This is a genomic window from Nostoc sp. 'Peltigera membranacea cyanobiont' 210A (genome assembly GCF_002246015.1).
Classification (GTDB): domain Bacteria; phylum Cyanobacteriota; class Cyanobacteriia; order Cyanobacteriales; family Nostocaceae; genus Nostoc.
In genome coordinates this window covers 656,732-678,088 of the sequence record NZ_NOLJ01000002.1, presented here as the reverse complement: position 1 = coordinate 678,088, position 21,357 = coordinate 656,732, and the positions used below count along the sequence as shown (strand labels likewise).

Here is a 21,357-nt window from a genome sequence, read left to right as displayed (position 1 = left end):
CTATCTTTGATAAATATTAATAAAAGCAGGATAGTATGCCGAATATTCTTAGTTTAAAACTATTAGATTCTTTCCAGTTGCACAGCCGAAAAACAAAGCTAAAGCAGCAATATTTAGCAAATAGACCCTCTACCAATGGCTACAATCAACAAGATGCTGGATTTAGTCTTATAGAGTTAATAGTAGTACTGCTGCTAGTAGGAATTTTAGCAGCGATCGCAGCTCCTGGTTGGGCTGCCTTTGTAAATCGGCAACGGATAAATAAGTTTAACGACGCCGTTTTCGCAGCATTGCAACAAGCACAGCGCGAAGCTAAAAACAAAAAACTTAGCTACAGTGTCAGTTTTCGGAAAAATAGCACAACCCAAGAGGTTGCTATTTATCGTACCGATATTGGAATCAGCACATGGAAACCTTTAGGAACAGATGTAGGCGTTAGCTCTGATAAATTTTTGCTCGGTACAAATCTAAATAGCACTACTGAAAACACTGCCGATTCTACTGTATCCTATTCTTTAAATGCATCAGCAAAAATTACTTTTGACTATATGGGAACTTTACCCAATGCCAGCTTTGGAACACCTATAGCCCCTTCGACAGAGCCACCTGGGTTAAAAATAGTGGTAGCTGTACCAAGCTCTGCAAATCCTGCATCGGCTAGTAGCGTAAAGCGATGCGTCATTGTAAAAACTCTCTTAGGCTCGATGCTGACAGCAAAAGATGATAAATGCAGTTAAGTAATTTAAATACCACCATTTATTTAAAAATAGGTAATATTGCTGAACATAAAACTGCACGTTGATAGCAAAATTGAAACATCATGTGCAGTTTTAATATTTGATAGAGTTATTTAAGAGCCATTGATAAATTAGCCATTGCCTGAACATAATAAAAAGCGTCATCATCAAAATATACTTTTCGGAAAATGACTAAGAACCTTGACTTTACTGTAGCTATCCCAACTTATAACGGTGAAAGTCGTTTGCCTGAACTACTAGAACGACTACAAAACCAAGTTCACACCGAAAATTTATATTGGGAAATCATAGTTGTAGATAACAACAGCACTGATAATACAGCTAAAGTTGTTCAAAACTATCAAAAAAATTGGCAGTCTCCTTACCCTTTAAAGTATTGCTTTGAAGAAAAACAAGGTGCAGCTTATGCGCGAAAAAGGGCAGTTGCAGAAGCTAAAGGTAGACTCATAGGTTTTCTAGATGATGACAACTACCCAGTATCAAATTGGGTATCAGCAGCTTGTACTTTTGGTGAAAAATATCCGAAAGCGGGAGCTTATGGCAGCCAAATTCATCCTGACTGGGAAGTAGAACCACCTGAAAATTTTCAGAGAATTGCTCCATTCTTGGCAATTACAGAGCGAGGTAATTTACCACTATTATATGAAGCAGCTAAAAAATTGCTACCACCATCTGCCGGACTTGTTGTCCGTAAACAAGCCTGGTTAGAAAGTGTACCAGATAAGCCTATTCTAACTGGGAGAGTTAAAGGCAGTATGCTTACCAGTGAAGACTTAGAAATGTTGTCTTATATCCAAAAAGCAGGATGGGAAATTTGGTATAACCCAGAAATGGAAATTTCTCACAAAATACCAAAATTTCGTTTGCAAAAAGATTATTTAATTCCATTTTTTCGAGGTATTGGACTTAGCCGTTATGTAACTAGAATGGTAAATGTAAAACAGGTGTATAGACCAGTTGCTCTTTTCGCCTATATGGTAAATGACGTGCGGAAAATTACTTTACACTTACTAAAATACCGGAATCTGTTGAAAACCGATTTAGTTGCAGCTTGTGAAATGCAACTTTTTCTAAGTAGTTTAGTTAGCCCTTTTTATCTCTGGAAAAATGGCTATTTAAGTAGAAAATGCAATTAAAGATTAAATATTTACAATCATGAATGAAGTAATTGAAAAACTGGATTTTACCGTTGCTATTCCTACATACAATGGTGCAAAACGCTTACCTCAAGTTTTAGATTTGCTACTTAAGCAGACAGGAATAGAAAAGCTAAACTGGGAAATCATTATTATTGATAACAATAGTCAAGATGATACAAGTGAGGTAATTAAACATTATCAAAAAAGTTATAGCCAGAATATTTTTTTGAGGTACTTTTTAGAGAAAAAACAAGGTATACCCTTTGCAAGAATGCGGGCTATAAGTGAAGCTAGAGGCGAGTTTATTGCATTTGTAGATGATGATAATCTACTAGCATCTGATTGGATTTTACAATCTTATAATTTTGGCAAAGAGCATCCTCAAGCAGGTGCTTGGAGTGGACAGATTCATGGTGCTTTTGAAGTAAAACCGCCAGAAAACTTTGAACGAATTCAAGCTTTTTTAGCTATAAGAGAACATGGATCAGATCCACATCTATTTGATGCAGCTAATTTAAGACTTCCTCCTGGTGCGGCGCTTGTTGTTCGGAAACAAGTATGGTGTGAAAATGTACCACAACGACCTAATTTAAGCGGAAAATTACCTGGTATTTTTGTGCAAGGTGATGACTACGAAGCATTGCTTTATATACATTATGGAGGCTGGCAAATTTGGTATAACCCCACGATGCATACTTATCATCAAATACCACATTGGCGACTGGAAAGAGATTACCTCTTAACTCTAGCACGCGGCTGTGGCTTGTGTATTTTCCAGCTACGCCTGATAAATGCCAAAAATTGGCAAAAACCAATAATTTTGGTTAAAACTATCTTGGGCAATTTACACCGAGTATTACAGCATCTCATTAAATATAGAGGTCAATTAAAAAGTAATTTAATCGCACTTTTTGAAATTAATTTTTACTTTGCTAGTATGATGAGTCCCTTTTATTCTCTAAAATTGAAGTTAGACAGAATATCAGAAAATACAACTCTACAAAATGATTAATTCAACTTTAGATACAATAGTAATTTCTGTTATTATACCAGCTTACAATAGCGAAAAAACTATTAGAGAAACAATTGAATCTGTTTTAAATCAAACTTTTGCTAACTTTGAATTAATTGTAATTAATGATGGTTCACAAGACTCAACTTTAGAAGTTGTCACACAAATACAAGACTCACGAATAAAAGTATTTTCCTATTCCAATGCTGGCGGAAACGTCAGTCGTAACCGAGGGCTTCACCGTGCAGTTGGAGAATTTGTTAGTTTCTTAGATGCTGATGATCTTTGGACACCTGATAAGCTTCAGTCTCAGTTACAGGCTTTGCAAGAAAACACTACTGCGACAGTTGCTTACAGTTGGACTGATTATATCGATGAAAATGGTGAAATAGTACTCTCTGGTACACACATTACAGCCAATGGAGACATTTATGAAAAGTTATTGTTGACAAACTTTTTAGAGAATGGTTCCAATCCTTTGATTCGTAGAGAAGCTTTAATAAAATTAGGTGGATTTGATGAATCTCTAAGTGCTGCTCAAGATTGGGATATGTGGTTGCGATTAGCTTGCCAGTTTGATTTTGTATGCGTACCATCTGTACAAATATTGTACAGAATAAGTGCTAATTCAGTTTCTGCTAATCTTATAAGGCAAGAAAAAGCTTGCTTGCAGGTGCTTGAAAGAGCATATAAGGAAAGACCTTTAGCACTTAAGAGTACTAGGAATCTAAGTCTGACAAATTTATATAAATACCTGACATGCAAAGCCCTACAAAAGCCATTTAATCGACAAAACGCTTTAACTGGGGCTAAATTTTTATGGAATTATATTCTGAATAATTCTTCAAGATTTCAGCGGATAAATTTTACTTTAAAATTATTATTAAAAATTTTCATAATGATTTTGATGCCTACGTTGCTCGAAAATATTACTAACCAGCGCGAAGTAAAAAGCTAAACAAACTGAAAATTGTTTAACGGCTAGTTAGCTGAAAAACTCTCAGAATAAAAATGGATAGCCTAGTATATCTACCATCTTTAGTTTATGCAAAAAATCTCTTGAAGCATAATCATTCTAACAGTGGTTTTACCTTACCAGAGATGTTAGTAGTTATTGTATTAATTGGTATATTAGCTACGATCGGAATATCCAATTGGCTGGCTTTTGTGGAGACTCGTCGTCTCAACACTACCCAAAATGAGGTTTATTATGCTATACGCCAAGCGCAAAGCCAAGCCACTAAAGATAAATTAACTAGGCAAACCAGTTTTCGCATACAAAATGGTGTCGTGCAATGGGCAGTTCATCAAGCAGAGGCAGGACAATTCATTCCTGATACTGTTAAAAACAATGGCAGCCTATGGCATAATCTGGAGCCGAACATTCGCATTGATGAAGAGGAAAACAATAAAGGAAAAAAGGAGACAACTTTACTAAAACACCCTTCACAGCAAATGTGGCGAGTTTTATTTAACTATCACGGTTGTCCTATCTCTGAAATTGGAAATCAGTGTACTATAGGCGGATTAGGACAGATAACCTTCTATAGCTTGAATGGTGGTAAAGCTAGACGTTGTGTCTATGTTTCTACAATTTTGGGGGCTATGCGAACGGGAAAAGATCATGCTAGAGCCAACGAAAACGACAAGTATTGCTATTAAAATATTTTTAGTTGTTAAACAAGGTATTGTGTGCTGAACTTACCAGCAAGCCCAAAACAGCACCTGATTATTTTCACCCGTTATCCAGAACCAGGTAGGACAAAAACCCGATTGATACCTGCTTTGGGAGATGTTGGTGCTGCCAATCTTCAACGGGAAATGACTGAGCATACAATATTTCAGGTTCAAGAATTGCAAAAAGCCATTGACATATCTGTGGAAGTGCGGTTTGCAGGTGGCGATTCGCAACTTATGCAAGACTGGCTGGGGTTAGATTTAGTTTACCAGTCTCAAGGTGAAGGCGATCTAGGTTTGCGGATGGCGCGATCGCTTTTTGATGCTTTTCAATCTGGTGCAGAAAAAGTAACTATCATTGGCACAGATTGTCCTGGAATGAATGCCCAGATTTTAGCAACAGCCTTTGAGAAGTTACACGACTTTGACCTTGTACTTGGCCCTGCGATCGATGGTGGATATTACTTAATTGGTTTGCGCCAACCCATCCCGGAGCTATTCGTTGATATCGAGTGGGGAACTGCTCAAGTATTCCAGAAAACCGTGGATATTGCCCAGGAACTTAGTTTGTCATACGTGGACTTATTGCCCTTAGCTGATGTTGACCGACCGGAGGATCTGCCAATTTGGGAACAAGCCCTTGCAGAGTAGATAGAGCGATCGCTTTAGTGAGTTAAATCAAAGGTCAGCCAATTTAGATAATGCAAGCTAATGGAAAAGTTTGTAGGCATCACTTTTTCATGAAAATGCGAGCCGATTATCTTGGGGATGAGAATAAGAGACAGAAGCAATAAAATCTTGTGGAAATATCAGCACTGCTGAAATAGCTCCTTAAAGCTTTTTGAGGCTGCTTCAGGTTTGGCAATAATTTCGACAATTTTATTGCGTGCATCTGCTTCAAACAGCGCCTCAACAGCAACTTGGGCGACTTTCTGTCTGGGAATACTACCATCAAACAGTGTATCTGCACTCTGCATCACTATGCGGTCGGAGTTGTCTTCATTCTTCAACCCACCAGGCCGCACAATCGTATAAGTAAGACCGCTTTTCTGAATATACTCTTCAGCTTGTTTTTTCCACAACAAAATTAGCCAAAACAAGTTTAGCGGATGGAAAAGGCGGGAAGTACACAAAGAAGAAACTAAGATCAGATGTTCAATTCCCTTTGCCTTAGCAGCATTTACTAAATTTTTAGTCCCTTCAAAATCCACTTTATAGGGGCCAGTGGGGTCAAAGCTAGGTTTTGCCCCAGTCGCAACCAACAGAATTGTGCTATCTCCCAAGGCAGCAGTTAAACTTTCTGGTTGTAATACATCACCTACCACTAATTCGGCTTCAGGAGACAGAATAGCCCTAGCTTTCTCTATATCCCGCACCAAGGCTCGGACGGGAATATTCCGCGCAATCAATTCTTGCACAATCCGGCGACCTGTTTCACCTGTTGCCCCTGCTACAAATGCTTTCATGATAAATGCTATCCTGGGAAACTATTGTGTGCTTGTTCAGTTCTTTATTTTAGTAATTCTATGGAGTCGATCGCAGATTAATGAGGTTTCGGTCAAAATGGGATCTGAATGCGAAATGACCCAGGTGTGTGGGGAATCATTAATATAGACTAACGCCAAAATATACAGTAATGCATTTATGCTTTCAAGAAAAGGCGAATATAAATCCTGGGAAATAACAGAAGCAGTTTTACCTGTAGCCTCCAGCCAAGAAGCCGAGGACACATTAACAGAACCAAATGTAGCGACGCTGACAAAATTTTACGGTCGTTATCAAGATTTTATGGAAATGGCTGCTCCAGTAGAGAAGGTTGCTGAGTATCTCAATTCTCACTCCTCATGGTTTTCGCGCTGTGCTGAACCCATGAAGGTACAATCACTTGGGGAAAATGGCTATGCTTTAACAATTGGTCGTTTTGGTTCTTTCGGTTATGAAGTAGAACCGAAAATAGGTTTGGAATTGTTGCCCCCAGAAGAGGGTATTTACCGCATTCGTACAATCCCCATTCCTGACTACCAGCCGCCTGGTTATGACGTAGATTATCGGGCATCTCTACAGTTAATCGGAAACGATGCTTGCAGTAGTATTGCCGAAGTTACAAAAGTTGAATGGGAATTGGATTTGATAGTTTATCTTCACTTTCCCCGATTTATTCAGCGATTACCCAAGTCTATAATTCAATCTACAGGCGATCGCTTACTTAATCAAATTGTCCGCCAAGTCTCCCGCCGCTTAACTCGCAAAGTTCAGGAAGATTTTCATAAATCTTTGGGAATACCCTTTCCTGCTAATTCTAAGCAAAAGCGTTGATAGGGATTTCTAAAAAATCAATAAATCCAAATTATTTATACGTTTGTAGGGTAGCACAATTGTGCTACCCTGCTTTGCTAACTATGCTTGAGTGAGAATTTTTTGGACAATTTGCACGCCAGTAACAGCCTGCCAAGCAAAAAGTCCCAAAAGCGTGAAATTTATTAAAATATGAGTTGCACGTGCCCAATTTGCCCCTTTTTGCATATAAGGGGACAAGGCAGCAGAAAATGCAATCAAACCTGTCATACCCAGTCCTGCTAGTAGGTGAGGCCCGACAAATAACTTTTGGTTATTAATGTAAGTGACAGCCATCCCGCCGATCGCACCTGCCACCATCAAAGCTAGGAGTATAGACCCGATTTGGTAGTGTCTGACGTTATATTTACCTTTAATCAATTCTTTTTTTTCTTCCCCCTGAGCATTTCTGGTACGCTGCAATTGCAGTCCTAAATAGGCAGCATAAATTGAGAGTACTAATAGCGCCCACATCAGCACCGGATGGAAGAAGTTCAGCCAATATTTCACCGACGTAGAAAGTTCTAGACTCATCGTGTTCTCGCCTAATGATTAAATCTTCATAAAAATTAGCATAACTCTATTTTCTGTGCTTAAAGTTGCACAAATTAAAAGAGACTTCCCCATCTCCCCGGACTATTTTGCTTCGCCCTCTTGCCAAAGTGGATAAACAATCTCAGACTAAATTTTGAGGGTAGACGAACAAAACCCCCTGCGTGGGATCTCATTCATGACTGAAAACAACGATACTTTGCTGCTCAAAGCTGCTAAAAGTGGTGATATCAAGGGGCTGTGTGCGCTACTAGCTGCTGGTGCGAGGGTGGACGCGTGCGATCGCCAAGGCACCACGGCGTTAATGTTTGCTGCCAATTTAGGTTACACCGAAATTGTGCGATCGCTTCTGGATGCTGGGGCAAATATCAACTTGCCGAGAAAACTCTATGGTTTGACGGCTTTGATGTTGGCGGCTAGTGCCAAACAGCTTGACATTTTGCAACTTTTACTATCTAGAGGTGCGGATGTCAATGCCACTAATGAAGATGGCAGTACAGCTTTAATGGCAGCAGTACTCAAAGGTAACATTGATGTAGTGCGAGTTTTATTGGCTGCTGGTGCCCAAGTTAATATCGCTGATAAAGATGATGATACGGCGTTGAAACTTGCCGTTAAGCAGGGAAAAATAGAAGTTTTACAAGCAATTCTCCAAACTGGTGTCGATGTCAATATCCCAGATGAGGAGGGTGAGACACTTTTAATGCTAGCAGCAGACTTGGGACATTTGGAGATTGTGGAAGCACTGCTAGCGGCAGAGGCTGATGTGAATGTGAAAAACGCTGATGGTGGAACTGCCCTATCGGCCGCCGCAGCGGCTGGACACAGTGCGATCGCAGCAGCTTTACTAGATCGAGGTGCCCAGATCAATCTTCAAGATCGAGATGGTGAAACTGCCTTACACCTTGCCGTTGTGGAAGGCTACATTGATGTCGTACAAATATTACTTAACAGGGGTGCAGATGTCCAAATTAGCAACCACCTGGGCGATACACCACTACTTGTAGCAGCATTGCAGGGACATAGCCAAATTGTCGAGGCACTGCTAGGTTCTGGCGGAGATATAAATGGGAAAAATCTTGGTGAAGTTCCTTTGACGTTGGCTGCATCACAGGGACACATCCAAACGGTGCAAGTGTTGTTAGACTATGGTGCTGATGTCAACATTCCAGGGGATGATGGCAAAACTGCTTTGATTAAGGCAACCGAACGCAAACACAAAGAGATCGTACATTTGCTGCTGGCAAAGGGGGCAGATGTGAATTTTCAAGACTCAGCGAGAGCCACATCATTGATGTGGGCTGCCTCAGCAGGTTATGACGAAATTTTGCAGTTATTACTCCAAGCTGGGGCAGATGTGAATTTAAAAAATCGGGGCGGTTATACTGCTTTAATGATTGCAGAATTTAATGGTTATAAAAATGTGGTGCGGAGTCTGCAAAAAGCTGGGGCGCAAGAATAGCAATCTAAATTCTTCATCTAAAATATTTTCAGAAATATCTTGACAAATCATTAAATGAAGGCTTTCACCTTAAATATCAAGGAAGTTTAAAAAAGCAAATCTAGGACGAAGAAATAAAGAAAGCAAAACTCCGTCGTAGCTGTTGTGAACTTGCTACGGCGGAGAAAGAAAAATTAAAACGCCAAAAGGGAGCAGACCAAATGCTTGCGTCACAAGGATAGAAAGAAAGCAAAAATGAAGAAGTAAATTTACCTTTTACTTTTTACCTTGTACATTTTACCTTTTACCTGCTCTCCCCCTTGGCGTTTCCTACTGTGCTAGATGTGCAAAATATATAGTTTTTAATTAAACGGAAAAGTATTCTAAGGATCATTTTTTATGTATTATCCTAAAGGCTAAATACAAACAAGTTACCAAAAAAGCTTGATGTACAATCATTTGGGCGATCGCTACAGAAATTCAAATAAAAATAAATAAAAAATTAAATTTAGTGGAATCACTGTAGTGAATCCTCTGTCACCATAAACTCAAGCATTGACTCATGACTTGACCGAGCATAAATGCCCAATGATTATAAAATTTGCAGAACAACTAGTGTCATATCATCAGTGTTTTGTTTATCAGCACCGATGAATTGCTGAACTTGGTCAAATAGGTAATCCACAATCTCCTCTGGCCCATTGCAGTATTTACAAGCCGTATTGAAGCCAGCAACAAAATTGTCTTCATCGAAGCGATCGCCACCAGCAGCAGCGGCATCGGTTAAGCCATCTGTATAGTAGATAATTGTATCCCCAGGCTCTAACTGTGCCTGGGCATCTTCATATTGGCTGTTAGCATCCAAACCGATTAACATTCCCAAAGTATCTAAACGGCTGACAGTTTTTGTCGCTGCGTGCCACCATAAGGGAGGATTGTGTGCCGCATTGCTATAAGACAGAATTCGGCTGTAAGGGTTATATTCTGAGTAAAATAGCGTTACAAAGCGGTGGGAATTTTCCAAATCCGCATACATAACTCTATTTAAGTTTTGTAGAATTCCGGCTGGGGAATTACCATGTAGCACTTCTCCCCGTAGCATTCCCCGCATCATCGTCATAATCAGCCCAGCGGGGACACCTTTGCCCATGACATCTCCAATAACCAAACCCCAGCGACTAGTTTCGCTGCCACCTTTGAGCTTGGGCTGAATCTTATTATGATTGGTAGCAATAAAGTCGTAATAGTCTCCACCGACGCGATTGGCAGGTTTACACCGTGCAGCCAGGACTGCACCAGGAATTGTGGGGCATTGACGTGGTAGAAGTCGCCGTTGGATTTCTGCGCCAATTTCTAGTTCTTGGTCTAGGCGTTCTTTTTTTCTTAGTTCTACAGCTAGTTCATCGTTTTCGATCGCTACTGCTGTTTGGTCTGCCACTAACCTAACTAACTTTTGCCTGGTTTCTGTCCAACTATATTCTGGATCGCGGCTCAAGACATATAGCCATCCCCGTTCTGTATGCTTTACCAGAATCGCCGTACCAAAGATTTGCACATCTGGCCCTAAATAGCGATGCATCTGGTCATCCAAAATCCCCGTGGCATTGGCTAGGGGAGCAGTATTGGGCAAAAGCGTGATTTGACTACTGGCTATTTCTAGCGCTTTGCGGATATTCTTGCGCTGGCCACTATCTTGCCAGTGTAACTGTTCTAACCTGACTTGACCATTAGGTTTGTAGAGAAACAGGGCACTACCGTCTGCATCTGTCACTCTTGTTGCCATCAGCGGAATCAGTTCCAAAAACTGATTCAAATTATTGAAACTTCTCAGGGCAAATCCTAAAGAACTTAGCAAATCTTGAATTTTGTTCTGTTCCCGGTGCAACCTTGCCACGAGTTCTTTGAGTGCCACGACTGGTGTGACATCCGTCGCGGCACTACTATTATTATCAGTGGGTTGAGAGGGCAGTTGAGACACAGGCACGGGTATTATTGCACTTTATATTGGCAGATTTTAGATGATTTATAAATCTTTTGGCTTTGGCATTGCTAAACCATATTTAGGCAAGACTTGCCATTTTAGCAAGAGTATAAAGACGTAACAGGCAAATTTTATAAGTATTTTATTTGCTTATTGTATTTCTGATGGAATATTAGTAATTTCAAATCATGTATTTTTAGTCCAAATTCTACCCGTAAAAATTACTAGTTTTGCTGATATATCAGAAAGCTTTTCATTTTTTCATAACTTAATTACCAAAGCATATCTCTAAAGTCATAAAAATACTTTATTCAAAGAATAATTTATAACGCTCTCAGAGGGACGTTTTTGGGCAGAAGCAACTAGGAGACTAGAAGTTTTTTGAGTAAAAACCTCTATAAGCGCTCAAATCGAGCTTGATTTGCTCAAAAACAGAATTACACTCGTTTCCACACCTGAGAATATGTAAATAAGTTTTCAAATACTTAATTTGTATACCATAATCGCTGGGATAATCGCCAAAATTGAGCTTTTCCATTTTTAATTTCTCGTTTTGCGAATTTTGAGTTGCTGAAGGTGCAAAACTTAAACCCATCAAAACAAGATAAAAGTGAAGTGACTCTATCTTTTTAGTCAGATGTAACAGAGTTAAACCATTCGCCTGTAATTTATTTTAGGGGTGAGTCATTTGGTAAGTGTAAGATATGAATAAAAGAGATGACACTAAAAATAGAAGAAATATCTTCTAAGAACTTTAAGTCAAAAGTCAGAAAGAGTGTTTTCATTTAACCATCAGAATTCCAACCTCTCGATAGACGTTGCACGAGTAAGTCACCATAGCCAACACCAAACACCTATGGAGAAATAAACCTCCAGCAGCGCTGAAATCACCCGCGCTGGTTCCCCAACGCACTGCTCACCATTGGCACTGCTGTCTATCCCACAATAGAGTTGTATTTGTGGGGGTGAGCGTCTCGATTCCCTTTTCAATTGCTGCAAGATGAAAGTCTAGGGGATTATGTCGCAACTAAATACCGTGCTGCTACATTTAAAAAGCCCATTTCAGACTTCAAAAAGGGCATTAGCTAGAAATTTTAGCAAAAGTCACCTATTTATTGTGACAAATTCATAATTTTAGGACTTGAGCTGCTTCTAGTTAGTTCAAGTGATAATACCAGATCAGTCATCCCTAAATTTATGAGTTTTAGGACTTACGCAAAAATAGCTAAAAAGCTTAATTTATCGAACCTCCTTCTCTGTCAGAGGCTGACGCCAACGCGCAGTGTCTCCCAGAGAAGAATAATACAGTATTGCGTAAGTCCTAAGTTTGGTAAGAAAAATTTTTCACTCGAAATTTTTCAACTAACCACTCAAGAGAGCTTCGACAAACTCATAGCTCGAAAAGGGGCGTAGGTCTTCAATTCCTTCGCCAGCTCCAATAAAGCGAATGGGTAAACCTAGTTGCTGCACAACGGCAAGGGCAACGCCGCCTTTGGCTGTACCATCTAGCTTGGTTAAAACAACACCACTGAGTTGGGCAGCTTGGGAAAAAACTTCGGCTTGCCGCAGCCCATTTTGGCCTAAAGTGGCATCTAGAACCAAAAGAGATTCTACTTTGGCATCTGGGGCTTTTTTGTCGATAATTCGCCGAATTTTACCGAGTTCGTCCATTAAATTTTTCTTGTTTTGCAGTCGCCCAGCTGTATCTACGAGAAGTAATTCGGTTTGACGCGCTTGGGCGGCTGCGATCGCATCAAATACAACTGCTGCCGGATCTGTATTCTTTCCCGGATTGGCAATTACATCCACACCACTTCTACTACCCCAAACCTTCACCTGTTCCACGGCGGCGGCGCGAAAGGTGTCTGCTGCGCCAATTAAGCATTTATAGCCAGATTTTTGTCCCAGGTGGGCAATTTTGCCGATGGTGGTGGTTTTACCGGCACCATTTACCCCAGTGATTAACCAAATATTTAAGGTTTCTTTTTCTGGGGTAAAGGTAGTCTTGTGGGAGGTTTTGCTCGGTGCATCCAGCATATCCCGAAGGATTTTTTTCAGGAAAGCGATCGCTTCTTCAGGTGCAGTAACTTCTTCTCGCAGTTTTGTCTGTAAGGCATTGATAATAAAGTCTGTCGCCTCTACACCAACATCAGCTTGTAAAAGCAATGCCTCAATTTCCGTCACAGCAGCTTGGTTAAGCGGCCCTTGACCAACGATCGCCTTCAGTTGATTGAGAATACTACGGCGAGTTTTGTCTAATCCTTGCCGGAGCTTTTTCAGCCAGGTAATTTCTTCAATAGAAACGTCTTCTGCACTTCTACCTTGAGCTGCTAGAACTTTCGCTGACCAAACAAACCCATCATCAAATAGCAATCCGGGAATTTCCTCTCCTGTTTCTGAGGTTGTCGCTACTGGCTGTACTACCTCCGGTTCTGGAACTTCAATGGCGGTGGCTATTAGTTGTTCTAGCTTGGTTTGCCGTTCTGCTGCCGCTCGTTCTAAAAAGGATAAGTTAGCTGGTGCTGTTGGCTGTGTTGCCTCTGGCGTAGCTAGTAGTTCAGTGGGTGTTGGTTCAACTTCACTTGCCGTGAGTTCTGGGCTAGAAACATCTGGCTGTTCAACAATTGCTGCCACTGAGGAATCTTCTGTAATTTCTTCCTCACTAGCAGCTTGTATAACTTCTGGCTGTGCTGTTTCTACGGTTGTACTAGCAGGTTCTTCAGTTGCTTCTGGTTCAGCTATTGCCGCAATTACCGTTTCTGCGGTTTCAGGTTGTATTGATGGTGATAAGGTATCTGCTGAATCAGGTGGGGTTTCTACTACCTCAACTTGCTGTTTTTGCTGAATATTTTTGTAGGCAGCTTTAGCAAATGCCAATAAGTCTGCCGTTGTGTCTGGTGCAGTTTCAGCAGTTGGTGTTGAGGTGTCGGCTGGCTCTGGTTGGGGTTCTTGTACAGGAGGAGTTTCTTCCTGTTTCTTATCAGAGGGAGTATTAGAGGAATCGTTATGTTGACGACGGAACCAATTAAAAACCATTGCAGCAGTATTGTTTATATGAATTATGAGTTATGAATTATGAGTTTAATTTAACTTTGCACTTTTTCTTGGGGTGAAAACTTCCGAGTTATCCTCACCTTTCAACGCCAGTTTGAGGAGAATCGTGACAATAGACGGCTCCTTGCGTTCGCGCAGCGTCTCACTTTGAGTGAAGTTCCGCTTGGAGGAAGCCGCAGAAGCGGCTACAGACTTTTCTCCACGACAGTATAAAAATTATGAATTCCGCAGCGGTACTACGCAGTTTTTTTCTGCTCAGTGACTCGGCGCAAAACACCGTTAATAAACCGATGACCATCGTCTCCACTGTAGCGTTTGGCTAGCTCCACAGCTTCGTTGATGGCGATACTGTCTGGTACTCCTAAGAACTTCATTTCTGCCACGGCAATTTGCAAGATATCGCGGTCAATTTGCGCGAGGCGAGTTACTTGCCAATCTACTAAGGCAGCAGAAATGAGTTCTTCTATAATGTGTCGATTTTCATTGACGGTAATCACAAGCTCTTTAGCGTAATTCCGAACTCCCTTATCCTGATTAGCTAACTGAATCAATACTGGGAAATCAACAGCTGTACCCAACTGATTGATTGCTGTCTGGGTGCAGGCGATCGCTTCTTGAAGCATTGTTCTGGCAGTATTGAGGTCGGAGGCCCGAGTTTGGCTACTTAAGAGGCGATCGTTACTGCGTTGCAGTTCACCTGCGGCATTATCAAGGGTATCTTGAACTTCTGAGGTCAGAGTGCGTACTGCACCTAGTACCAACTTGGATACTAGTTGGTCGTCTTCCAATTTATCTAATTTCTTTGGGTTGACTGGCAATTGGCTAAGGCTTAAAAGCGCCAATTCACGAGCAATTTGCTGGGGTTTACGAGGTTGCATAAAACTGAGGGGTGATTGTGCGAGAACTGAATTTACTAGGCAAGACAAACTTATAAGCCTATCAATTTTGGCACAGTTAAACAACAACATTACGCATTTGCTTGTGACTATGCCAGATTGATTCCAGAGAGGCAGAGGGTGGGAGGTGTGGGAGGTGTGGGAGGTGTGGGAAGTGTGGGAGGTGTGGGAGGATGGGGAAGAAGTCTTACCCCCCACACTCCCCACACTCCCCACACCCCTCTGCCTACACTATGCGTGAGAAATCCGGGTGTGAGCCACTATTCTTTATTGAACCTCCTGCCTCCTGCCTCCTGCCTCCTGCCTCCTCCCTTCTTCACGTTTCTTCAACGGGAATAACCTGCTGCTCGATCTCTTTGTGTTTCACTTCCAATGTGGACTCGTTGGAAAAAACCAAAGGCGTATTGGGGGCGACAATGCCACCTGATACAACTATTTTAAAGGCGTCTTCAATCGACATGGAAAGGTTCACCACCTCGTCTTCAGGAACGACTGCGTACCATCCGGTAGTCGGATTTGGCGTGGTGGGGATAAAAACACTTAGCACGGGGCGAGACATCTGGGCTTGGATATCACTGCTGATTGCACCAGTAACAAAAGCGATCGCCCAAATTCCTCGGCGAGGATACTCTACCAAAATTACTCGGCGAAACTTGCCATTAGAATCTTTCAGTATTGTTTCTAAAAGCTGTTTAAGAGTTTTGTATACCTGCCCTGCTAAAGGAATTGCTTGTAATAATCGCTCACCGAAATCTAACAACCACCGCCCAGCTATATTCCGAGCCATCAAGCCCATTAGCAATATACTTAGTAACGGTACAGCCAAACCTACAAATAAATTAAGTATATTTACTAAAACTGGGTTTAACCCATCAAAGGGATTCAATTGTTTAGGAATTTGGGTGAGGAAGTTGATTACCCAAGTCGCAATGGTAATTGTTAGCCAGATAGTGGTTGCTAGGGGAATTATTACCAACAAACCAGCAATTAGGTCGTTTTTTAAGTCCTGTTTTAGGCGATCGATTACCAAGCCCGATTCTCCTGTTTTAAGCTAGAGGAACTTTTGTTATTCGTATCCATACCAGCAGATTCGTCAAGTTCCGAAGGCTTTAACTTTGGCAGATTCTGCCGCAAGTAACTGTCTAAAACGCTAGCAAGTTTCCTGCTGCTGGAAATCAGCTATTTTCCTATAAGCATACACATAGACATTAACCAATCCGATGGCGACTGGTTATTCTTAGAGGATGTTACTTTTATTTATAAGACTTGTAAATAATTGTTGCAAGTTCTTGGCTATTATTAATCTAGCGCGCTTAATCAAAAGCTGCTCATGATTGTGAAAGTACTACAGGGTAAACTAATAAATTATTTTATCTGGTCAGTCACTCACTTTTGAGCAGGAGCGGCTTTTATGAAAATATTCTGTTAAGAGTAGTAATTTGTTAGGGATTATCCAAGAAATAAATTATCTATCTTGTAGGGTGAGTATCCTGCCCGCCCTGAATATAGAAGCGATGGAGATACCCTTCCTGCTAGAGAATTTGGGATGTTTTTTATTTGGAAGTCTGTTTTATCGAGTCTTAAATTATAAAAAACAAGATCCCCGACAACTTTTACGAAGTCAGGGATCTGTATATCACATCTGGGCGCCCTATAATTTTGCGATCGCTATCCGGGAAATCCTTCTAATCTCCAGGTCTTTTCACGCTGCATCAACCTGTGTAGTTTCAGAATCCGCGCCCTGCAACTGTTGCGTACTCTCTTGTACCAAAATCGCTGTTGCATCTAAATTAGGTTTTGGTAGATACTTCATTTCCCAGACTTTGAGCAAAATCAGGTATTCGTAGAATGCTTGCAATGTACACCAAGCGACTCCAGCGCGTCCATCTAAACATCCGCCTAAGATAAAATACATATATATAAACCGTAGCAACGGTCTGGCGGGCAAACGTAAAGACAAATCTTTCAGGGCACGCCGTCTTTCGACTTCCGATTTGCCAAAGAATAAATCTTGCCAGTTAACCTTTCCTTGTTCTAGCTGATACAAGGTTTCTTGAGCTTCATCCGTAGAATAACGGTTGTGCTTGTCAATCCAGCGGCTCAAACCTTTGCTACAAGTGTAGTGTGGGTATGTTTCTTTTAAAAAGCTAGTTGCACCCTCACAAACTTCTCGCTCAGTATGACCGTAGTCTGTAAACCACACTTTTCCGTGGCGGAAGAGTCGCATTTGGTAACGCGGATACTGTGTGCTGTAGCGAATCCAACGATTCATGAACATGACGCGTTCAGCCACGTAGTAACCGATGTAGTCTGGATTCTGACTTGCCTTTTCGCATTCCGCAAACAGTTCTGGGGTCATACGCTCGTCAGCTTCGAGGATATAAACCCATTGATGCTTCGGGGGGATAGACTCTAACATCCAAGTGCGTTGGCGTCCGTGGCTTTCAAAAGCGTGTTGGACGACGCGGATGGGATAGCGACTGGCGATTTCCACAGTGCGATCGCTACTGCATGAATCCACAACAATGATGTCATCTGATAACATCGCCGATTCGATACAAGCAGCAATATCTAGTTCTTCGTTATATGTCAGTATGTAAATTGAGAACATTACTCAAGTTTTATAGCGATTTTACTCAGTGATAATTGCTTTGTTATTGTTATTAGCTCTTAGGCGCATGGCAGTATCAGCCGTCAATAATTTTTGGATACGTCCTACTGCCATGCCAATAGTGGATTAGCGTGCGGCAGTTCTAGGTTTACCACCTTGTACAGCACCACTACCTCTTAGGCTTGTCCAGCCGATGATAATGTAACCAATAGACAATAGCAAACTGCTAATACCAATCCGCAGCCCAGACTTCCAAGCAGTATCTTTAGCTTGTTGCAGTGCTTCATCTCGGCGCTGGCGAACTTGGCTCAGTTGTTGAGTTTGCAGCGTTTGAATATCTGTTTGCTGTTCGATAGCTTTGTCAAGTACTTGGGGATTTGTTTTAGCCTTCTTCAGTAACTCTTTTATATTTGCGGGAATTTGAGGGCTTTCAATTGCTTGCTTATATTTTTGGTCATCTTTGAGGATTTCACTAAACTGAGCTTTGGTTTGGTTTCGCAGCTGGTCTAGTTGCGCTTTTCCTTGATCGGTATTCAGTTGTGCTTGCAATTGCGATAATCGAGTGTTTAGTTGAGTTTCTGCCTGATCTGCTTCTTGGGTGATTCGGTTGAGTGTTTGAGTCTTGGCTTGATTGACGTTATTTAAGTGCAGGGGAAAAATCAGCAAGAACATCAACCCTAAAATACTGGAGATAATCGCGGCAGGAAATCTTAAATCGATACCTTGGGGGCGATCGCTTGCTGGATCGGCATTCTCAATCCAATAGGCAGCAAATAGAAGCCCCAAACCGACTAGAGGAACAATTCCTCGATCGACAAGCGCTGTTGCCAAATTGATTTGCCATACCCGATCGGTGGGTTGAAAGGGTAACAACAGAATCAAAAAGTCAACGAAAAAGGACAAAATGCAGATTATTCCAACTACCTTAAGTGTGAGAGCAGTAGTCACGGAAGTAAAACGGTTAACCATAGTTTTTCAAACTGGTGGAGAATACGAGTGATTTTCATATTTCAAGCTACTTGAATATTGTGCCCATGACTATGACTATTGTGTAAAAACACAAAGCAGACTCAATATTGGTAAAGGCTATCTGCCTCTTGGTTTTTAACTAGGCCACAGTAACATTTGTTATCTCCAGTGTCTTCAGGAAATTCCTGGTATTTTAAGATACGAATTTGATACTGAGCTAGAAGAACAAACTCATTAATTACCCAATCACCCTGATTGCAGTTCTCAATCGGTCGTAATACAGACCTTTTGTAAGGGTTCACAGATGTGCATCGGTGTCAACTTAAATCGAAACCTTTGCAATGACGTTGTATCGACTTATCGTCCGATTTGAGCAAGGAAGCAATTATTACCGAGAGTAAATGCTACTAGAAGTGATTGAGTTTATACTTGTCCGGGATTTTTACGAATATCTCGCTTGTTATAGTTAGAATAGTTTTCTTTTGCATAAAGTAGAAAGCTACGGGTTTTGAGGCAGGAGGTAGAAACTCTTTATATCTGATGCGTGAGTCCTGCATTTTTTACCTCAGTTACTTGAAACTCCTGTATTTATACTCTTTTTCGCTAATTCCTAAAAAAATGGGCAAATCAGAAATAATAACTAACAATCAGGTATGAACTTTACTAGAATCAGTTCGTCGATGATTTTTGTTAGCAAAAAGAGTGAATTTAAAGGAGTTAGACTCTGAAAGGCTTTGAATTCAAAGGTGTTGAAAAACTTATTGGCCCAATAGCCGCGCTTCTCGGCTTTGTGTATTTGTTGCAATGGTATATTGGAGACTTGCGATCGCCTTCCGATCCCATCTTTGAAAATAAACAGCCGCCTTTGGTGATGAAACAGGGCGACCCTTATATCCGCGCTTTAATGCGAACCATCTCGGCAAGTGAGGCTAGTGGAAACCGTCCCTATTCGCTGTTATACGGTGGACAGCAAGTCAACGACCTTAGCCGACATCCTGAGATATGCGTCACAATTATCACAGGCCCTAACACAGGTAATTGTTCTACCGCTGCTGGCAGATATCAAATTATCAACATTACTTGGTATCGTTTAGCCCCTCGTTATCACCCAAAGCCGATGCAGATGATGTTTTGGACTGCTTATAGTTTTGAAGCAGAATATCAAGATATAGTAGTTTACCGTTGGTTAAATGATTCTAAAGTTTGGGGAACTGATATTTCTCAACAGTTGCGTCAGGGAAAGTTAAATGATGTTTTGCGGCGGCTCTCTCCCACTTGGACAAGTTTGGGATATGGCATAGAAACTAATTCTGTTAGTAACTCTTTGCCCAAGGTTTATCAGAAAATGTTACAAGAAGAATTAACCGCAGCTAAACAACCAACAGCCCCGAATTTGCCACCATCCCCAACTCCTTCTAGCAAGGCAGTAAAGAAGTAGTGAGGTTATCCTAATTAATTTTTTTTAATTTGCTGCGGACAAAAAACTTTTGATATTTTCCACAAACGCGAAGGTATTTTCAAAGTGGATATTATGCCCAGCATTACTAATTATTTTTATGTGAGCAAATTCACATATTTTAGCCATTTCTGTATTAATAGATATAAATTTTTGATCGTATTCACCGACTAGTAAAAGCATGGGAATTGTATTTAATTGTAGCTTTTCCCATAAAGAAGGTTGACATCCAGTACCCATAAAGCGCAGCGATTTATCTAATTCCTGTGGATTGTTCTGCAACCGACTTTCAACCATGCGATCGTATTCTGGATGATTTTTTATATAACCAAAAATCGGTTGATTATACCAATTTGATAAAAAAGCGGCAAAATCGCTTTTTTCAATAATTCTTGTTAATTTTCTACCTATTTGTGTATCGATTTTAATCCGTTCTAATCGTTCTGCTGCTGTTGGTAAACCTGGGGAAGCTGACTCAAGCACAACTTTATGAAAACGTTCTGGAAAATGCAGGGCTAGGTATAAAGCCAATCTTCCACCCATTGAATAACCAACTAAAAAGCATTTGGCAATTTTTAACTCATCTAGTAAGTTGATTAAAGGATGAGCAGTATTTGCCATTGTATAGTATTCGTCCTCACCTAAAACTTGAGTTTTGCCATGTCCGGGGAGATCAAGTGTTAAATAGGAAAATTCATTAAATAGTAATTTTATGGCTTCATCAAATTCATCCATGTTACCCATGAAGCCATGCAAAAAAAGAATTAGTGGTTTATCTAGAGTGCCAATTAAAGAATAATGAAATTGATAATTTTTTAGAATCATAGTCTAGGTAAAAATCATCATTGCACAGCATATTATCTGATGTAATAAGTTTTTCCCTCGTTGCCTATTAGAAAAAGTGAACAAAGGAAAGTCTATAAAAATAGCTTATCTACCAGTTGGCAATATGATGTCGCTGGAGTGAATTTCAGGATACACTATTGAATTTTGATATATCGCTGGTAGTGCATCACTAATTTTGCGAATGCATTTTAGATTATTTTTCTCATTCTTAAGGTAAAAATCGATCTAAAGCAGCCTTTAACTGTTTTATTTCAACGTCAATATTACCCTCTTGTGCGGCTCTACCAATACACTCAGTTAAATGTTCATCCAAAACAATTCGCGCGACTCGATCCAATGCGCCCCGCACTGCGGCAATTTGCAGTAGAACATCAGGACAAGGGGTACTTTGCTGCACCATTGCCTTAATACCACGAACATGTCCCTCTATACGCGATAATCGATTGACAATTCGCCGTAAAGACTCTTCGCTATGGATATGAGGATGAGTCAACTCTCCAGTTCCATGAGTACCATCTGTATGCTCGTGGTCTGTATCGTGATAGTGGGAATGTTCTACTTGCTGGGATGTTGGCAAGGATTCCTTACCTAATCGGTTTGATCCATTCATGGGCTATCAAAAGGCTTGTAT

19 protein-coding genes and 1 pseudogene are annotated in these 21,357 nt (G+C 40.8%); 10 read left to right on the top strand and 10 right to left on the bottom strand.

Annotation, left to right across the window (positions count from 1 at the left end):
• Positions 1 to 35 precede the first annotated feature (35 nt).
• The 6 genes from CDG76_RS07845 (at position 36) to CDG76_RS07820 (ending at position 5,237) form a co-directional block, all read left to right on the top strand.
• On the top strand, positions 36 to 737 hold the full coding sequence (locus CDG76_RS07845; protein ID WP_094348476.1) for a prepilin-type N-terminal cleavage/methylation domain-containing protein: 702 nt from the start codon (positions 36 to 38) through the stop codon (positions 735 to 737).
• A gap of 188 nt (positions 738 to 925) precedes the next feature.
• A complete protein-coding gene (gene hpsE, locus CDG76_RS07840) occupies positions 926 to 1,894 on the top strand; it encodes a hormogonium polysaccharide biosynthesis glycosyltransferase HpsE (RefSeq protein ID WP_094348475.1) in 969 nt (322 codons plus the stop codon).
• 19 nt (positions 1,895 to 1,913) lie between these two features.
• Positions 1,914 to 2,909, top strand: a complete 996-nt coding sequence (gene hpsE / locus CDG76_RS07835) for a hormogonium polysaccharide biosynthesis glycosyltransferase HpsE (RefSeq protein WP_094348474.1) — start codon at positions 1,914 to 1,916, stop codon at positions 2,907 to 2,909.
• A complete protein-coding gene (locus tag CDG76_RS07830) occupies positions 2,902 to 3,867 on the top strand; it encodes a glycosyltransferase (protein ID WP_094348473.1) in 966 nt (321 codons plus the stop codon). Before hpsE (CDG76_RS07835) ends, CDG76_RS07830 begins: the two co-directional genes overlap by 8 nt.
• A 53-nt stretch (positions 3,868 to 3,920) precedes the next feature.
• Positions 3,921 to 4,571, top strand: coding sequence for a pilus assembly FimT family protein (locus tag CDG76_RS07825; protein WP_094348472.1), 651 nt, complete (start codon positions 3,921 to 3,923; stop codon positions 4,569 to 4,571).
• 30 nt (positions 4,572 to 4,601) lie between these two features.
• The gene (locus CDG76_RS07820; protein ID WP_094348471.1) at positions 4,602 to 5,237 is read left to right on the top strand and encodes a TIGR04282 family arsenosugar biosynthesis glycosyltransferase; all 636 of its coding nucleotides are present in this window, start codon (positions 4,602 to 4,604) and stop codon (positions 5,235 to 5,237) included.
• Between the two features lie 158 nt (positions 5,238 to 5,395).
• Here CDG76_RS07820 and CDG76_RS07815 read toward each other — a convergent pair whose 3' ends face one another.
• On the bottom strand, positions 5,396 to 6,052 hold the full coding sequence (locus CDG76_RS07815; RefSeq protein WP_094348470.1) for an NAD(P)H-binding protein: 657 nt from the start codon (positions 6,050 to 6,052) through the stop codon (positions 5,396 to 5,398).
• A 178-nt stretch (positions 6,053 to 6,230) separates the two neighbouring features.
• On the opposite strand from CDG76_RS07815, the gene CDG76_RS07810 reads away from it, so the two are divergent.
• Positions 6,231 to 6,902, top strand: a complete 672-nt coding sequence (locus CDG76_RS07810; protein WP_094348469.1) for a DUF1997 domain-containing protein — start codon at positions 6,231 to 6,233, stop codon at positions 6,900 to 6,902.
• A gap of 81 nt (positions 6,903 to 6,983) precedes the next feature.
• Here CDG76_RS07810 and CDG76_RS07805 read toward each other — a convergent pair whose 3' ends face one another.
• Entirely contained in the window at positions 6,984 to 7,454 is a 471-nt protein-coding gene (locus CDG76_RS07805; RefSeq protein WP_094348468.1) for a DUF4079 domain-containing protein, read from the bottom strand.
• A 196-nt stretch (positions 7,455 to 7,650) separates the two neighbouring features.
• Here CDG76_RS07805 and CDG76_RS07800 point away from each other — a divergent pair, with 196 nt between their 5' ends.
• Positions 7,651 to 8,934 carry an ankyrin repeat domain-containing protein gene (locus tag CDG76_RS07800; protein WP_094348467.1) on the top strand — a complete coding sequence of 428 codons (1,284 nt, stop codon included), beginning with the start codon at positions 7,651 to 7,653 and terminating at the stop codon, positions 8,932 to 8,934.
• 571 nt (positions 8,935 to 9,505) lie between these two features.
• On the opposite strand, the gene CDG76_RS07795 is transcribed toward CDG76_RS07800, so the two are convergent.
• The 3 genes from CDG76_RS07795 to nusB form a co-directional block, all read right to left on the bottom strand.
• Entirely contained in the window at positions 9,506 to 10,897 is a 1,392-nt protein-coding gene (locus CDG76_RS07795; RefSeq protein WP_094348466.1) for a PP2C family protein-serine/threonine phosphatase, read from the bottom strand.
• A gap of 1,359 nt (positions 10,898 to 12,256) precedes the next feature.
• Positions 12,257 to 13,930: a signal recognition particle-docking protein FtsY gene (ftsY, locus tag CDG76_RS07785; RefSeq protein WP_094348464.1), complete on the bottom strand. Its 1,674-nt coding sequence runs from the start codon at positions 13,928 to 13,930 to the stop codon at positions 12,257 to 12,259.
• Positions 13,931 to 14,184: 254 nt separating this feature from the next.
• Positions 14,185 to 14,826, bottom strand: coding sequence for a transcription antitermination factor NusB (nusB, locus tag CDG76_RS07780; RefSeq protein WP_094348758.1), 642 nt, complete (start codon positions 14,824 to 14,826; stop codon positions 14,185 to 14,187).
• A gap of 117 nt (positions 14,827 to 14,943) precedes the next feature.
• Here nusB and CDG76_RS37145 point away from each other — a divergent pair, with 117 nt between their 5' ends.
• Entirely contained in the window at positions 14,944 to 15,183 is a 240-nt protein-coding gene (locus tag CDG76_RS37145; RefSeq protein WP_190240788.1) for a hypothetical protein, read from the top strand.
• Here CDG76_RS37145 and CDG76_RS07775 read toward each other — a convergent pair.
• From CDG76_RS07775 to hpsJ-B, 3 genes and pseudogenes are all read right to left on the bottom strand, one after another.
• Positions 15,161 to 15,924: pseudogene (locus CDG76_RS07775) on the bottom strand (DUF502 domain-containing protein). The gene CDG76_RS37145 and the pseudogene CDG76_RS07775 overlap by 23 nt on opposite strands.
• Positions 15,925 to 16,546: 622 nt before the next feature.
• Entirely contained in the window at positions 16,547 to 17,455 is a 909-nt protein-coding gene (locus CDG76_RS07770; protein ID WP_094348462.1) for a glycosyltransferase family 2 protein, read from the bottom strand.
• A gap of 126 nt (positions 17,456 to 17,581) precedes the next feature.
• Complete coding sequence (hpsJ-B, locus tag CDG76_RS07765) at positions 17,582 to 18,424, bottom strand: hormogonium polysaccharide biosynthesis protein HpsJ (protein WP_094348461.1); 843 nt, start codon at positions 18,422 to 18,424, stop codon at positions 17,582 to 17,584.
• A gap of 790 nt (positions 18,425 to 19,214) precedes the next feature.
• Between hpsJ-B and CDG76_RS07755 the strand changes: the two genes are divergently transcribed.
• Positions 19,215 to 19,862 carry a glycoside hydrolase family 24 protein gene (locus tag CDG76_RS07755; protein WP_190240787.1) on the top strand — a complete coding sequence of 216 codons (648 nt, stop codon included), beginning with the start codon at positions 19,215 to 19,217 and terminating at the stop codon, positions 19,860 to 19,862.
• A gap of 24 nt (positions 19,863 to 19,886) precedes the next feature.
• On the opposite strand, the gene menH is transcribed toward CDG76_RS07755, so the two are convergent.
• Both menH and CDG76_RS07745 read right to left on the bottom strand, forming a co-directional pair.
• Positions 19,887 to 20,705, bottom strand: coding sequence for a 2-succinyl-6-hydroxy-2,4-cyclohexadiene-1-carboxylate synthase (menH, locus tag CDG76_RS07750; RefSeq protein ID WP_094348458.1), 819 nt, complete (start codon positions 20,703 to 20,705; stop codon positions 19,887 to 19,889).
• 229 nt (positions 20,706 to 20,934) lie between these two features.
• The gene (locus CDG76_RS07745; protein WP_094348457.1) at positions 20,935 to 21,336 is read right to left on the bottom strand and encodes a metal-sensing transcriptional repressor; all 402 of its coding nucleotides are present in this window, start codon (positions 21,334 to 21,336) and stop codon (positions 20,935 to 20,937) included.
• Positions 21,337 to 21,357 lie beyond the last annotated feature (21 nt).